Origin of the sequence: Pelomonas dachongensis (genome assembly GCF_043555865.1) — a bacterium.
In the GTDB taxonomy this organism is placed as follows: Bacteria; Pseudomonadota; Gammaproteobacteria; order Burkholderiales; family Burkholderiaceae_C; genus Pelomonas; species Pelomonas dachongensis.
The window spans coordinates 352,612-366,428 of sequence record NZ_JBIGHY010000006.1; the positions used below are offsets into that span (position 1 = coordinate 352,612).

At 66.1% G+C, this 13,817-nt stretch carries 12 protein-coding genes and 2 pseudogenes; 6 read left to right on the forward strand and 8 right to left on the reverse strand.

What is annotated here, in order from left to right:
* Positions 1–4: 4 nt before the first annotated feature.
* Both ACG02S_RS18130 and ACG02S_RS18135 read right to left on the reverse strand, forming a co-directional pair.
* Entirely contained in the window at positions 5–808 is an 804-nt protein-coding gene (locus ACG02S_RS18130; protein ID WP_394471882.1) for a hypothetical protein, read from the reverse strand.
* Positions 805–1,572: an alpha/beta fold hydrolase gene (locus tag ACG02S_RS18135; protein WP_394471883.1), complete on the reverse strand. Its 768-nt coding sequence runs from the start codon at positions 1,570–1,572 to the stop codon at positions 805–807. The genes ACG02S_RS18130 and ACG02S_RS18135 overlap by 4 nt, the downstream gene beginning before the upstream one ends.
* A 165-nt stretch (positions 1,573–1,737) precedes the next feature.
* Here ACG02S_RS18135 and ACG02S_RS18140 point away from each other — a divergent pair, with 165 nt between their 5' ends.
* The 3 genes from ACG02S_RS18140 to ACG02S_RS18150 are packed head-to-tail and all read left to right on the forward strand — an operon-like array spanning position 1,738 to position 6,374.
* A complete protein-coding gene (locus tag ACG02S_RS18140) occupies positions 1,738–5,583 on the forward strand; it encodes a DUF3683 domain-containing protein (RefSeq protein WP_394471884.1) in 3,846 nt (1,281 codons plus the stop codon).
* The gene (locus ACG02S_RS18145) at positions 5,580–5,942 is read left to right on the forward strand and encodes a 2OG-Fe(II) oxygenase (RefSeq protein WP_394471885.1); all 363 of its coding nucleotides are present in this window, start codon (positions 5,580–5,582) and stop codon (positions 5,940–5,942) included. Before ACG02S_RS18140 ends, ACG02S_RS18145 begins: the two co-directional genes overlap by 4 nt.
* 3 nt (positions 5,943–5,945) lie before the next feature.
* Positions 5,946–6,374 carry an HIT family protein gene (locus ACG02S_RS18150; RefSeq protein WP_394471886.1) on the forward strand — a complete coding sequence of 143 codons (429 nt, stop codon included), beginning with the start codon at positions 5,946–5,948 and terminating at the stop codon, positions 6,372–6,374.
* On the opposite strand, the gene ACG02S_RS18155 is transcribed toward ACG02S_RS18150, so the two are convergent.
* The gene (locus ACG02S_RS18155) at positions 6,338–6,847 is read right to left on the reverse strand and encodes a hypothetical protein (RefSeq protein WP_394471887.1); all 510 of its coding nucleotides are present in this window, start codon (positions 6,845–6,847) and stop codon (positions 6,338–6,340) included. The genes ACG02S_RS18150 and ACG02S_RS18155 overlap by 37 nt on opposite strands.
* Before the next feature lie 427 nt (positions 6,848–7,274).
* Here ACG02S_RS18155 and ACG02S_RS18160 point away from each other — a divergent pair, with 427 nt between their 5' ends.
* Positions 7,275–9,101, forward strand: coding sequence for a S8 family peptidase (locus tag ACG02S_RS18160; RefSeq protein ID WP_394471888.1), 1,827 nt, complete (start codon positions 7,275–7,277; stop codon positions 9,099–9,101).
* Positions 9,102–9,416: 315 nt separating this feature from the next.
* Here ACG02S_RS18160 and ACG02S_RS18165 read toward each other — a convergent pair whose 3' ends face one another.
* From ACG02S_RS18165 to ACG02S_RS18185, 5 genes are all read right to left on the reverse strand, one after another.
* Complete coding sequence (locus ACG02S_RS18165) at positions 9,417–9,734, reverse strand: type II toxin-antitoxin system RelE/ParE family toxin (protein WP_394471889.1); 318 nt, start codon at positions 9,732–9,734, stop codon at positions 9,417–9,419.
* Positions 9,731–10,024, reverse strand: a complete 294-nt coding sequence (locus ACG02S_RS18170; protein ID WP_394471890.1) for a YlcI/YnfO family protein — start codon at positions 10,022–10,024, stop codon at positions 9,731–9,733. The genes ACG02S_RS18165 and ACG02S_RS18170 overlap by 4 nt, the downstream gene beginning before the upstream one ends.
* A gap of 746 nt (positions 10,025–10,770) precedes the next feature.
* Entirely contained in the window at positions 10,771–11,307 is a 537-nt protein-coding gene (locus ACG02S_RS18175) for an Hsp20/alpha crystallin family protein (protein ID WP_394471891.1), read from the reverse strand.
* Positions 11,308–11,323: 16 nt separating this feature from the next.
* On the reverse strand, positions 11,324–11,725 hold the full coding sequence (locus tag ACG02S_RS18180) for an Hsp20/alpha crystallin family protein (RefSeq protein ID WP_394471892.1): 402 nt from the start codon (positions 11,723–11,725) through the stop codon (positions 11,324–11,326).
* Between the two features lie 23 nt (positions 11,726–11,748).
* Positions 11,749–12,201 (reverse strand): Hsp20/alpha crystallin family protein, encoded by a 453-nt coding sequence (locus ACG02S_RS18185; protein WP_394471893.1) that lies wholly within the window; start codon positions 12,199–12,201, stop codon positions 11,749–11,751.
* 1,028 nt (positions 12,202–13,229) lie between these two features.
* Between ACG02S_RS18185 and ACG02S_RS18195 the strand changes: the two are divergent.
* Together ACG02S_RS18195 and ACG02S_RS18200 are read left to right on the forward strand one after the other, a co-directional pair.
* Positions 13,230–13,439, forward strand: a pseudogene (locus ACG02S_RS18195) (ATP-binding protein); the annotation flags it as partial.
* A 182-nt stretch (positions 13,440–13,621) separates the two neighbouring features.
* Positions 13,622–13,817: pseudogene (locus tag ACG02S_RS18200) on the forward strand (IS481 family transposase); the annotation flags it as partial.

Genomic DNA, 13,817 nt, shown 5'->3' on the forward strand with positions numbered 1-13,817 from the left:
CTCGCTACTCGTTGGACTTGAAAGGCGTCGCCGCCGTGTTGCGGATGCGAAGAATGATGGTCTTGAGGCGCTGGACGTCCAGCTTGTCCGTGATCAGGTCAACGCCCAGCAACACCTGGTTGGGGCTGAAGTGGAACTCGGCGGCCATGTCGTCGTTGATGACGAAAAAGTCCCGGTGTTCTTCCTCGTTGAGTGCCTGGTTGTCGAGCATGCACGTGTAGACGGAGACGAACTCGGATTGGCTCTTCAGGATGGGCAGCTTTTCGGCGCGGTGACCTTCGTCGCGCAGGACGAAGATGCGTTCAATGCGGGCGCCGCGGGCATGGGCATCACGGTTGAGTTGCATGTATTCCTTGCCGTAGCGCTCCTTCCAGTAGTCGCCTCCGGCGAAATAGCTGGTGGCGATCAGCGTATCGCCCTCGCGCAGCCGCCCGTAGATGGTGGCGGCCACGAGCATGAAGCGATCAGGGGACAGGCGTTGAAGTCCGCGTCCCATTTGGCCCACCTGGTTGGCGAAGTCGCGGACCAGGCAGTCGGCGATGGCAGGATTGAAACGACTCTCGAGTCGAGTGGCGTTGCGGATGTGAGTCGGCACCTCCGCCAGGCCTCGAACGGCGGCGATGTCTCCCAGGGATGCATGGACCGCGTCCACTCGCTGCAGGGCGATGTGGCACAGCAGCACGATTTCAAGCAGAAAGGCGAAGATCAGCGAGAAGGTGGCGTCGGTGATCTTCAGTCCCCAGAGGACAAAGAACAGTCCTGTGCTGACGGTGAACGGAATGAAGCCACGAAGGAACTTGGCAGTCATGCGACGGTCTCGGCAGGGTTGAGGGCTTGGCGCACCAGACGAAGGACGGTGTTCTCGAAATTTGGTGACGCGCGGGTGGACACGGCATGGTCGCCCGGCACCCGATGCAGCGTACCAAGGGCGCGAAGCCGGGTGTGGATCAGAGTGGCGCGCAGGCGCGCCAGCTCGCGGTCCCCGTAGACGAGGTGGACCGCCGCCCGGATCGGCGGCACGAGCGCCATCCGGGCCTCACGGCAGCACATCAGCCTGGCCCACAGACGGGCCTGAACGGTGGCCTCGTTGTCGTAGAGCGCTGTGCGGGTCTTACGCAAGGCGGCGGGATCGTCGCTTTTGAGTTCGGACCAACGGAACGCCCAACGGCCCAACAGGCGTTGCAGCGGCGTGGGCGGCAGGGCGTGCAAGGCCCGAAGTGCAGCACGCTCGAGCCAGCCGATCGGCCACCAGGAGATCAGCAGCAGGCCGACCAGACGTCGCCCCAGTGCCCTCGCAACAGCCAGGGCGACCTGGGCGCCGAACGAGACGCCGACCAACACGATCCTCTGGGCGCCTGCCTGTTCAATGAAAGCGCGCCAGTGGGCCACGTGGGCCTGCAGGTCGCTCCAGGGCGGCGCAAAGAAGTCGCCATGGGGCTGGGTCAATACGGGCGCCGCCTCCTGCAACGCACGAATCAGGTCCGCGTGAAAGGCCGGATGCCCGCCAATGCCCGGAATCACCACGATGGCCGTGCCTGCAGCGACGGGCTCAGGATCGGGCGTGCAGGACATGTTGGCGAGGATAGCCGCGCTTCGTCGCAAGGCAACCCAGTCGCCGGCCTCTGGGAGGGTAGGGGAAAGCGCCCTCGGTTAGCATTCCGCCCCTTGCCGCTGTCGGGTTTTCCGGTGGCGATGCGCCCTGACTCGACTCCCGCTGGTGCAGCCGCGCCGGACGCCATGAACGCTCCGCACCCCTTGATGCTCAACGCCACCGAGCACGAGACCGCAGCCCCCCGGTTGCGTGAAATTCCCTACAACTACACATCGTTCTCCGACAGGGAGATCGTCATCAGGTTGCTGGGCTCCCGTGCCTGGGAGTTGCTGGACAAGCTGCGCGGCGAACGGCGCACGGGCCGGTCCGCACGGATGCTGTACGAGGTGCTGGGCGACATCTGGGTGGTGCAGCGCAACCCTTACCTGCAGGACGACCTGCTGGACAACCCCAAGCGCCGTGTGCTGCTGATCGAGGCATTGCATCACCGGCTGGCGGAGGTCGAGAAGCGGCGTGACGCCGTGGCCGATCCGCAACGCGACGCGTACGTGGGCGAGTTGCTGGTGGCCGCGCGCGAGGCGGTTGCACAGTTCGCGGTGATGTTCGAGCACGTGGCCGACCTGCGCAAACGCGCGGCCAAGCGGCTGGGAAAGGTCACGGCCAAGGACAACATCAAGTTCGACGGCCTGTCGCGCGTGTCCCATGTGACGGACGCAACCGACTGGCGCGTGGAGTACCCCTTCGTCGTTCTGACGCCGGACACCGAGGCCGAGATGGCCAGCCTGGTGGGTGCCTGCTTCGAGCTGGGCCTGACGGTGATTCCCCGCGGCGGTGGCACGGGCTACACGGGCGGCGCGATTCCGCTGGTGTGGAACAGCGCGGTCATCAACACCGAGAAGCTCGAAGCGCTGCGCGGCGTCGAGATGCTGAAGCTGCCCGGCCTGGACCGTGAAGTGCCGACCATCTTCAGCGAGGCCGGTGTCGTCACCCAGCGCGTGGCGGACCTGGCGGAGGCCAACGGCTTCGTGTTCGCGGTCGACCCGACCTCGGCCGAGGCCAGCTGCATCGGTGGCAACGTGGCCATGAACGCCGGCGGCAAGAAGGCCGTGCTGTGGGGCACGGCGCTGGACAACCTCGCCAGCTGGCGCATGGTGACGCCCGAGGCCAAGTGGCTGGAGGTCGTGCGCCTGAACCACAACCTCGGCAAGATCCACGACGTGGAAGTGGCCAGCTTCGAGCTGCGCTACTTCGATGCGGGCGGCCGGGTGCTGGAGCGCACCGAGCGCCTGGACATCCCGGGCCGCGTGTTCCGCAAGGAGGGCCTGGGCAAGGACGTGACGGACAAGTTCCTCGCCGGCCTGCCGGGCATCCAGAAGGAAGGCTGCGACGGACTCATCACCAGCGCGCGCTGGATCGTGCACCGCATGCCCGCGCACGTGCGCACGGTCTGCCTGGAGTTCTTCGGCAACCCGAAGGACTGCGTGCCCAGCATCGTGGACATCAAGGACTACATGTTCTCGATCGCCCACACCGGCGTGCTGCTGGCCGGCCTGGAGCATCTGGACGACCGCTACCTGAAGGCGGTGGGCTACGCGACCAAGAGCAAGCGCGGCGGGCTGCCCAAGATGGTGTTGGTGGGCGACATCGTTGGCGATGATGCCGATGCAGTGGCGCGCGCCACGTCCGAAGTCGTGCGCTTGGCCAATGGCCGCTCGGGCGAGGGCTTCGTGGCCGTCAGCGCCGATGCACGCAAGAAGTTCTGGCTGGACCGCAAGCGCACGGCCGCCATCAGCAAGCACACGAACGCGTTCAAGGTGAACGAGGACGTGGTGATCCCGCTGGACCGCATGGGCGAGTACACGCTGGGCATCGAGCGCATCAACATCGAGCTGTCGCTGCGCAACAAGCTCGAGCTCGTCGACGCGCTGACGGGTTTGTTCACCGCGGGCAAGCTGCCACTGGGCAAGAGCGACGACGCCGGCGAGATTCCCAGCGCCGAGCTGCTGGAAGACCGCGTCCAGCAGGCGATGGCCTTGCTGCGTGATGTGCGCGCGCTGTGGCAGCAGTGGCTGGACGGCATCGACAGCTCAGGCTTCTTCGACGGGCTGCAGACTCACGAGCTGCGCGCGTCGTGGAAGGTGCAGATCCTCAAGCCGCTGCAGGCCATCTTCAGCGGTGCCTCGTTCGAGCCGTTGTTGGCCGAAGTGCGCCGCATCCACAAGGACGTGCTGCGCGGCCGGGTGTGGGTGGCGCTGCACATGCATGCCGGCGACGGCAACGTGCACACCAACATCCCCGTCAACAGCGACAACTATCAGATGCTGCAGACGGCCCACGAGGCCGTGGCTCGCATCATGGTGCTGGCGCGGTCCTTGAACGGTGTGATCTCCGGCGAGCACGGCATCGGCATCACCAAGGTCGAGTTCCTGACGGATGAGGAGCTGGCGCCCTTCACCGAATACAAGCAGCGCATCGACCCGGAAGGCCGCTTCAACAAGGGCAAGTTGCTGAAGAACGCCGATCTGCGCAATGCGTACACGCCGTCGTTCGGGCTGATGGGGCACGAGTCGCTGATCATGCAGCAGAGCGACATCGGCGAGATCGCCAACTCGGTGAAGGACTGCCTGCGCTGCGGCAAGTGCAAGCCGGTGTGTGCCACGCACGTGCCGCGCGCCAACCTGCTCTACTCGCCGCGCAACAAGATCCTGGCGACCTCGCTGCTGGTCGAGGCCTTCCTGTACGAGGAGCAGACGCGTCGCGGTGTGTCCATCAAGCACTGGCAGGAGTTTGAGGACGTGGCCGACCACTGCACGGTCTGCCACAAGTGCCTGACGCCGTGCCCGGTCAAGATCGACTTCGGCGACGTCACGATGAACATGCGCAACCTGTTGCGCAAGATGGGCCAGAAGAGCTTCCGCCCCGGCAACGCCGCGGCGATGTTCATGCTGAACGCGACCAACCCGGAGACCATCAAGCTGGCCCGCACGGCGATGGTGGGCGTGGCGATGAAGGCACAGCGAGTGGCCGTGGACCTGTTCAGGCCCGCGGGTCGCAAGCAGACGAACGCGCCTCGAGCGACCGTCGGCCCCGCGCCGATCAAGGAACAGGTCATCCACTTCATCAACAAGAAGTTGCCTGGCGGCCTGCCCAAGAAGACGGCGCGTGCGTTGCTGGACATCGAGGACAAGGACTACGTGCCCATCATCCGGCCGCCGCAGAGCGCCGCGGAGACGGAGGCCGTGTTCTATTTCCCCGGCTGTGGCTCCGAGCGCCTGTTCAGCCAGGTGGGCCTGGCAACGCAGGCCATGCTGTGGCATGCCGGCGTGCAGACGGTGCTGCCGCCCGGCTACCTGTGCTGCGGCTACCCGCAGCGCGGCTCGGGCCAGTTCGACAAGGCAGAGAAGATGATCACCGACAACCGGGTGCTCTTCCACCGCGTCGCCAACACGCTGAACTACCTGGACATCAAGACCGTGGTGGTGAGCTGCGGCACCTGCTTCGACCAGCTGCAGGGCTACAAGTTCGAAGACATCTTCCCGGGCTGCCGCATCATCGACATCCACGAGTACCTGCTGGAGAAGGGCATCACGCTGGCCTCCAAGCAGAGCTACCTCTACCACGACCCCTGCCACACGCCGATGAAGCAGCAGGAGCCGATGAAGACGGTGAAGGCGCTGGTGGGCGAGAACGTCGTGAAGAGCGAGCGCTGCTGTGGCGAGAGCGGCACGCTGGGCGTCACGCGGCCTGACATTTCGACGCAGGTGCGCTTTCGCAAGGAAGAGGAACTGCTCAAGACCGAAGCGCAGCTGCGCGAGTCCGGCAAGGTCGGCGCCAACGAGAACCTGAAGATCCTGACGTCCTGCCCGAGCTGCCTGCAGGGACTGAGCCGCTACCAGGACGACCTGCAGAACGGCCTGCTCGAAGCCGATTACATCGTCGTCGAGATGGCCCGCCAGATCCTCGGCGAGAACTGGATGCCGGAGTACGTCAAGAAGGCCAACGACGGCGGCATCGAGCGGGTGCTGGTGTGACGCTTGCGGGTTACCTGCGCGCCGCCTTCCGGTGGCAGCGCGGGCGCCAGGGCAGCGGCTACGACAAGATGCTGCTGCTCACTGCGCGTTGGCCCGTGCCGTTTGACAGCTACCTGATCCGCTACCCCGAAGGCAGCGCCATCCCGCCGCACACCGACCCGGTGCAGGCCGGGCGCCACTACCGGCTCAACGTTGTGGTGAAGGCCTCGCCGCGCGGCGGCGAATTCGTCTGCGCGACGCCCATCTGGCAGAGCCGGCGCATCAAGTTCTTTCGCCCCGACGCCTGCGAGCACAGCGTGACGCGCGTCGAAGGCGGCAGCCGCTACGTGCTGTCGCTGGGCTGGGTCCTGAAAGGCTGAACCATGTCCTGTCCGCTTTGCAGCACCGACGGCGGCCTCGTCGTCGCGCGCACGCCCCAGTTCCGTGTCGTGCGCGTGCTCGACGAGCCCGCGCATCCGGCGTTCTACCGGCTGATCTGGAACGACCATGTCGCCGAGTTCAGCGACCTGTCCGTCACCGATAGACACGCGTGCATGGACGCTGTCACCGAGATCGAGCGCGCACTAAGGTCATTGCTGGCGCCCACGAAGGTCAACCTGGCCTCGCTCGGCAATGTGGTGCCGCATCTGCACTGGCATGTCATCGCGCGCTTCGACGGCGATGCGCAGTTCCCCGCGCCCATCTGGGCCGCCGCGCGACGCGAGGCCGTGCCGGTGCTGGCGCGGCCCCTGGAGGCGGTCGACGCGGCGATTGCTCACTCGCTGGCCAGCGCGACGCGCACACGGGACTGAGCACCCGCGATGCGTGTATCGCTGCTGTCGTAGCGGCGCGCCTCGGGGTCGACGAAGTCCACGGCGAAGCGGTAGATCTGCGCGCCGGCGAGCTTCTGCGGGCCGCAGTCCAGATCCTGCACCGCGTTGCGCACCGCGCGTGCGACCGGGAACGACAGGCCACGGGCCTTCACGGCGGTGATCTGGCCTTCTTCCATCAGCAGTTGCACGCGGACGCTGCCGATGGCGCGTTGCCTGGCCCACGTGGTCTGCAGCGCGTCTTCCAGCTGTGCGCCGATGTTGCGGCACTGGGCGGCCACGTCGTAGCGCGCCGGCGCCTCGACGATGCGACCGCTGACTTCCACGCGGTCCAGCGTCGGGCTCTGCGCCAGCGCGGGGCCGGCCGTGAGCGTCAGCGTGATGGCACAGGCCAGCGCGGCGAAGAGGGTGTTCTGCGGGGTGGTGCGTTGCGACAGCGAGTAGCGGGTGGACATGGCGGGACTCCTTGGTTTGCCTGAACGGGGACACGAAACGCGTCGACCTGTCGTCAGGCTAGGCCCACCGTTGCAGGCACCCAAGGCGCACGCGATGAGTTGCCTGCTGGATGCGATGGCATGCGGAAAAGCGGCACCGAATTGCACGAACTGCGACCGGATTGCAGGCACGCCGCACATGTCATTCGTCATGCTGTCTTGCCATCGGGTGTTGCCCCATCGGGTGACTTGCGTCCCCGCCCCCAGTGACAAGGGTCCCTTCGTCAAATCGACACACTGGGTCGCTCCGGAAGGTGCCGGGTTGGCGTGCAAGCGGGATCAGGACCGCCTCGCCAGCCAACCGTGAATCAGGTGGCGCTTCTCGTGGTGATCCCACGGGCCGGGACGGCGCGCCGTCTGCCACGGCGACATTTGCGGAACTACCAACATGAGCTTTGTGAACCAGAAGACCCTGCTTGCACTGGCCTGCGGGCTGCTGGCAGCCGGCGTCACCCACGCCGGCGTGTCCAACACCGACGTTGATCGCGGCATTGCCAGCATCGTCCAGCGCGCGGCCCCGGTGACGGACCGGCTGATCGTCAGCTACCGCGACGCGTCCGAGGCGGACACGGCCGATACCCGCGTGCTGCGCGCCCGCGCCTTGCCGGCCAACGCCATGAGCGCGCGGCTGGCGGGTTTGAACGCGCGCCTGGCGCTGCGCGGTGCCCGTGCAGGCCTGCTGCGCCAGACGGGCACGGGCGCGCATGTGTTCAAGCTGGACCGCAAGCTGTCCAACGCCGACCTGCAGCGCGTCGCTGCCGAACTGCAGGCGGCCGACCCCAACATCGCCTACGCCGAGCCCGACCGCAAGATGTACGCGCTGATGACGCCCAACGACACGAGCTACACCTCGCAGTGGGATCTTTACGAGACGGCGGGCGGCATCCGCGCGCCAGCGGCCTGGGACCTGGCGACCGGCACGGGCGTGGTCGTGGCCGTCATCGACACCGGCATCCGCCCGCACGCCGACCTGTCGGGCCAGACGGTGGCCGGCTACGACATGATCAAGGACACCGCCGTCGCCAATGATGGCAACGCGCGCGACAGCGACCCCAGCGACCCGGGCGACTGGACCGCTGCCAACGAGTGCGCGGCCGGGGACCCGGCCTACGGCTCCAGCTGGCACGGCACGCACGTGGCGGGCACCATCGCGGCACGCACCAACAACGCGTCCGGCATCGCCGGCATTGCGTTCAACGCCAAGATCCAGCCCATCCGCGTGCTCGGAAAGTGCGGCGGCTACACGTCCGACATCGCCGACGGCATGATCTGGGCGTCGGGCGGCACCGTCTCCGGCCTGCCCGCCAATGCCACGCCGTCCAAGGTGCTGAACCTGTCGCTGGGCGGCGGGGGCAGCTGCGACACGACCTCGCAGAACGCCATCAACAGCGCGCGCTCGCGTGGCTCCGTGGTGGTGGTGGCGGCCGGCAACGAGAACCAGAACGCCAGCAACTCCAGTCCGGCCAACTGCTCGGGCGTCATCACCGTGGCGGCGACCGATCGCAACGGCGCCCGCGCCTACTACTCCAACTTCGGCAACGTCGTGACGCTGGCCGCCCCCGGCGGCGACGTGCGCTCGTCCAGCAGCAACGGCATCCTGAGCACGCTCAATGCCGGCACGCAGGCGCCCGGTGCGGACAACTACGCCTGGTACCAGGGCACGTCGATGGCGGCACCTCACGTGGCGGGCGTCGCGGCGCTGATGCTGAGCGCCAAGCCGACGGCCACGCCAGACCAGATCAAGGCGGCGCTGCAGAGCAGTGCGCGCGCCTTCCCGGGCAGCTGCTCCGGCTGCGGCGCGGGCATCCTGAACGCGCAGGCGGCCGTGCAGGCCATCACCGGCGGCACCACGCCGCCGCCGACCGGCGCAGTCAACGAGACCGAGTCGAACAACACGCGGGCCACGGCCAACATGGTGGCATCGCCGGCCACGGTCAACGGCAGCATCGGCTCCAGCAGCGACACCGACTACTTCAAGGTGACGCTGCCGGCCGGCAGGACGCTGGCCTCGACGCTGACGATGGCCAGCGGCAGCGCGGACTTCGACCTCTATATCCGCAACAGCTCGGGCACCATCCTGGCCCGCAGCGAACGCGCGGCCGGCCAGGTCGACAGCACCAGCTACGCCAACGGCGGTAGCGCCGCCATCACGCTGTATGTGCATGTGCAGCGCTACAGCGGCACAGGGGCCTACACGCTGGGTCTGAACTGGTAAGGCGGCACTGCGCCTGAAAGCACGAACGGGGCCTCGGCCCCGTTTTTAACGGCCCGGCGACGGATGTCGCCTGACGGCGTCCTGTGCGGATGACTGTCCATGCCTGCTGGTCGGATCGACGAGCTGCTGCCGAACCGCTGGTCGCAGCAGGGCTGAAATAGAGCTGCCGCCGCGCAAGCCGAATCCCATCACCGGTGTCAGGGGTGGTGAATCTGCATCGGTGCCTGGACTGCAGCCGTCAAGGTGGGTTCGGCGGGGCTACCGTGGGCGCCCTGCGTTGCCGGCGCACCGGCATCATCGCTAGCGAGGCGCAGGTCAGTGATAGTCCGCTTCGTGTTGGTGTCGAACGGCCAGCACAACGACAAGCTCCGGCGAAGCGATTTCGTACTTCAAGACATAGCCCGAAGCGCCAAAAGGCACGACCAGTTCGCGACGAAGTGCTGTGTGCGATCCAGTGGCCCTTCGGAATAGGAACGGTGCCTTGGCCAACGAGGCTATCGCCTCCTCGAGAATCTGCAGCGCACGATCAGCAATGCCCAGGTCCTCAACGTACTCCGCGCGCTCAAGCAGGTACTCGTACAGCCTGAGCAAATCCGCGCTCGCCTCGGGATCGACAATGACCGTGAAGGTCATGCGCCGGTCGGTCGATGTTTGCCTTCCAGTTCACGCCGCCGAGCTTCCAACCGCCCGCGCAACTCCGCAATGACCTCTCCTGCCGGCACGCCAACGCCAGTCTGTTGGAAGCGCGTCCAGGCCGCCTCAGCGCGGGCATCAAACTCGGCTTGCATGCGCCGGTAGTCCACCGCTTGGCGCACTGTCGTTTCTAAGAACTCGGACAGAGTTTCACCGTCGCGCAGTACCGCTTCAAGGTCGGCTCGAAGCTGGGGCTCCACACGCACTTGGGGAAGGATGGCGGTCTTCATGTGGTGAGTGTATTGCATATGTGTTGCATGGGCGCCGGGGTAAACGCGCCGCGATTTCGAGGTCGCACCTGTACCGCAGAGCATGGGCGGACGAACAAGCAACCCTGCCTGCGCTCGCAGAGCGGAACATCGCCCGCTCTGCACACATCACAGGGCTGAACTCAAGCTGCCGCCGGCCGATTGCGATGCCCGGTGTCATAGGCGGGGGCCTACGCCGTTCCTCGGGCCGCAACCGTCAAGATGTGTTTGGCGGACGCCTACTGTGCGCCGGCGTGACGCTGAGCTCCTCGATCCCGCTGGACGCCAAGGACTCGCTGGCTGCGTTCGCCAATGTGCGCGTGCGCAAAATGCCTCACAGGGCACGGGGCCAAAAACATGGACTTGTGAAACGGCCATCCCCAGGCTTCAGGGATGTACGGCAAGGGCGCTTGCAGCTGCTGGTGGACGGACGGCACCGCGCCTTCGCGCCTTCGCTCGTGGGGCGAGAAGCCAGGCCAACGTAGGAGCAGCGAGAACCTACGCGGGGGTGGCGTCAGCGACACGCCGCCGGTGGTTTGCCCAAGCTCTCAACCTGCATGATCATGGGTGACAAGGGGCGGCCAGCGGGCTGCCAAGTTCCTGCAAGCACCGTCTCGCATTTCTAGAGGCAGCTGTCCAGCCATGGGCCGGGCGAGCGTGCAGCAGCACCGCGCGAGACGGACGGGGCTGCTGGCCTGCGACGCAGTCGTCGCCCGGCTCGTGGGGCCTCAGACTGTGCGCACCTCGATGCGTCGACTCGGCCGCGCATCTGGGCGTGACAGCTCGATGCGCAGCACGCCGGCCTCGTAGGTGGCCTTCGCGCGTTCGACGTCAACCGGCACGGGCAGACGGATGTCGCGCCGGAAGGTGCCGTAGGCGCATTGCACCAGCGCATAGACGCTGGACGCATGCTCCTTGTCATGGCGCTTGCGCCCCAAGACGCTCAGCAACTCCGGCGAACTCATCTCGATCTGGAAGTCGTCCTGATCCATTCCCGGGGCCTCGATGCGCACGAGCAGCCTGTCGGTCGAGACGAACACATCTACCGCCATGAACGCCCAGCGCGACGGCGGCAGCCAGCGGTCTTCATGCGCCTGCGCTGCCGGCGTTTCGCCGCTGGCATTCGCCAGCGGTGGGTCATCGCCGCCAGGCCAGAAACGCGTCAGGGCCCCGCTCGCACGGGCGCCCAACTCGCGCCAGCCTTCCGACAGCGATTCCCAGGCTTGGCCGGCTCCATGCTTCAATTGCTCAGCAAGATTGGTCATGGTTTCGGCCCTCCGTTCACGCGGCGTTCACCGTGATGCGCCGTGGCTGGGCATGCACCTGCTTGGGAATGCGCAGCGTCAGCACACCGTCCTTGAGGTTGGCATCGATCCGAGCCGTGTCCAGCTCGCGGCTGAGGGTGAAGCTGCGGCGATAACGCGGCACACGGAGTTCCGCATAGATGGCCTCCAGCCCCGCCGGCGTCGGCGCCTGCACGCACCCCTCGATGTGAAGCGCGTCTCCCTCGACGCGAAGGTCGAGGTTGTCGCGCGACACACCAGGCATGTCCGCCAGCAACGTGATGCCGGTCTCATCTTCCAGCACGTCAACGGCGGGGGACGCGGCGCGTTCGTTGGCCCGGTCGCCTGAGGGCTCAACGGCCGGCTGTTGCTTGTCGGTCTGGGTGATCTCCTTGCTCATGATGTCGACTCCTTTCGCAGCTTTTACTGGATGCTGATGCGCTTGGGTTTCGCTGTCTCACGGCGGGCAATGCTCACCTGCAAGACGCCGTCGCGATAGTTCGCCTTGACGTGCTCTGGATCGATGTCCTCAGGCAGCGAAACGGACCGGTCGAAGCGGCCCGACGCGCGCTCACGGGCATAGACGCGCTGGCGCTCGTTGCCGTCCCCCGGCTGCGAACGCTCCCCGCTCAGGCGCAGCACGCCACGGTCGAGCGTCACCTCGATCTTGCTGGCGTCTAGGCCGGGCGCAAACGCATAAACCTCGATGCTCTGCGGTGTGCGTCCAACATTGATCTGCGGCAACGTCCCAGTGGCAACCGAGCGGATGCTGCTGGGCAACGACGACAGGCCGAAGAGCATGTCGTCGAGCTCACGCTGGAGGCGGTCGAAATGTCCGAACAGGCTGTTCGGATGGTTCAGCAATGAATTGAACATGGCTTGATCTCCGTTCAGAGGTGTTCACCGGCCGGGACATTCCGACCGGTCAGGGGTGAACTAGGAACAGCGAAAGACTTTTCAAGGGGACCTCCCTGGTTCAGCACTTGCATTGCCGCCCTGCCGTGAAGACGCCGCCGCACTGCTCATGCGGCGCAGCGTTTCACGCGCAAGGAGGTAGGCCTCCAGTTGCAGGGGCGTCATCCACGGGCGCGGCTTGCGCACACGCCTCGCGGTGAGTTGACGGGATGCCTTTTGCGTCTGGTCCACGATTCAGTCCTTCCCGAAGCAGCTGGTTGCGATGGAAAGCGACAGCAACCTATGAACGCGCGAGCCCGCCTCAAGACCCTAGACTTAGGGGTGCCTTTATGGACTTCATCAAGACCTCCTTGCCCCCCGGCGCGTCAAGATAGTTGCTGCCTGATTCACGCAGCTTTGCCGATCCGGCTAATGTTCTCGCTGCCGTTCCTGAAGCACGCGTTCAATGAGAGCGATGAGTCGGTGGTCGAGCGCTGGAGCGAAAACGTGGTCTGGGTGCGCCGGCTAAACCGGCAAGGAGTAGGTGGTGCAAGTCCACTGCAATGAAGGAGTAGCGATCCGCATTGGCCCCAAGCCGTGCGGTCACGCCCGCGAGGACTTGGCCGAAGCGTCGGCAGGGGTACGCGTAGGCCAGCCATTGAGCCTCGATATCGTTCTTGTCCCGGGTGCTGACACTCTCCAGACTGTGGAGGGCAATACCGCGCAGCGCGCCATCGCAAGCGCAGCGCGGACGAGGCGGGGTCGTAGAACCTGGCATGCCCGCACGCTCCTTGATCGGGAACCGGGAGATCTCGAGTCTGACCGTCGGTGCCAGTACGGACCGACGGCCCGCATCGGGAAGGCGAGGAGCCGAAGCCGATGATGCACCCACTGGAGAAGTCAGACCCTGTCGTAGTAGCGATGAAGCCTGCGAACAATGCTGACCTGTCGGCGGCGGAGTGGGTGGAGCCAAGGACGGGGACCAAGGGGAACGCGGACTAACCACGCACGCGACGGAGCGTCGGGACCTGCTTGAGCTGCAGGACGACCGGGTGGGCTGCCGCAGCATGCTCATCACGAGCCAGATGCCCAGCAGCGCCTGGCATCAATGGCTGGGTGAGCCCACCATCGCCGACGCCATCATGGACCGGCTGATGCACGGCTCACACACGATTGCGCTCAAGGGCGAGTCGCTGCGCCGGAGAGCATCCCAGGCCTGACCCAGCACGCCGTTCCACGCTGATCGCGGACACCGTTCCAGATTAATGGCGGACAGTTAACCTACCTGTTGGGTCCCATGTGATCATGTTCCCGTTCGCAGCTGGGCCTTGTTCAAAGCCAGGGACGTGCTGCGAGAGTTGATCCGAACCCTCAAGGCCGAGCAGTCGGTCGTCAAAGTCGCATGAGCCAAGTCCACGCCCGAGCCCGCACCACCCCTCTGACCCGCACAGAGATTCGAGAGTCCGAATCTAGCCTGGCAGACCTGGCCGAGCGCTACAACATCAGCCGCCAAACGGCCAGGAAGTGGAGGAACCGGGAGGACGTGCAGGACCGCTCGCACCGCCCGCACAAGCTCAGCACCACGCTGACTGAGGGGC

Bases quoted from the DNA above. Each gene is read 5' to 3' on its own strand.
- ACG02S_RS18185 (WP_394471893.1), bottom strand. From the start codon at position 12,201: ATGTTCAATTCATTGCTGAACCATCCGAACAGCCTGTTCGGACATTTC.
- ACG02S_RS18140 (WP_394471884.1), top strand. From the start codon at position 1,738: ATGAACGCTCCGCACCCCTTGATGCTCAACGCCACCGAGCACGAGACC.
- ACG02S_RS18170 (WP_394471890.1), bottom strand. From the start codon at position 10,024: ATGAAGACCGCCATCCTTCCCCAAGTGCGTGTGGAGCCCCAGCTTCGA.
- ACG02S_RS18155 (WP_394471887.1), bottom strand. From the start codon at position 6,847: ATGTCCACCCGCTACTCGCTGTCGCAACGCACCACCCCGCAGAACACC.
- ACG02S_RS18135 (WP_394471883.1), bottom strand. From the start codon at position 1,572: ATGTCCTGCACGCCCGATCCTGAGCCCGTCGCTGCAGGCACGGCCATC.
- ACG02S_RS18160 (WP_394471888.1), top strand. From the start codon at position 7,275: ATGAGCTTTGTGAACCAGAAGACCCTGCTTGCACTGGCCTGCGGGCTG.
- ACG02S_RS18165 (WP_394471889.1), bottom strand. From the start codon at position 9,734: ATGACCTTCACGGTCATTGTCGATCCCGAGGCGAGCGCGGATTTGCTC.
- ACG02S_RS18180 (WP_394471892.1), bottom strand. From the start codon at position 11,725: ATGAGCAAGGAGATCACCCAGACCGACAAGCAACAGCCGGCCGTTGAG.
- ACG02S_RS18130 (WP_394471882.1), bottom strand. From the start codon at position 808: ATGACTGCCAAGTTCCTTCGTGGCTTCATTCCGTTCACCGTCAGCACA.
- ACG02S_RS18150 (WP_394471886.1), top strand. From the start codon at position 5,946: ATGTCCTGTCCGCTTTGCAGCACCGACGGCGGCCTCGTCGTCGCGCGC.
- ACG02S_RS18175 (WP_394471891.1), bottom strand. From the start codon at position 11,307: ATGACCAATCTTGCTGAGCAATTGAAGCATGGAGCCGGCCAAGCCTGG.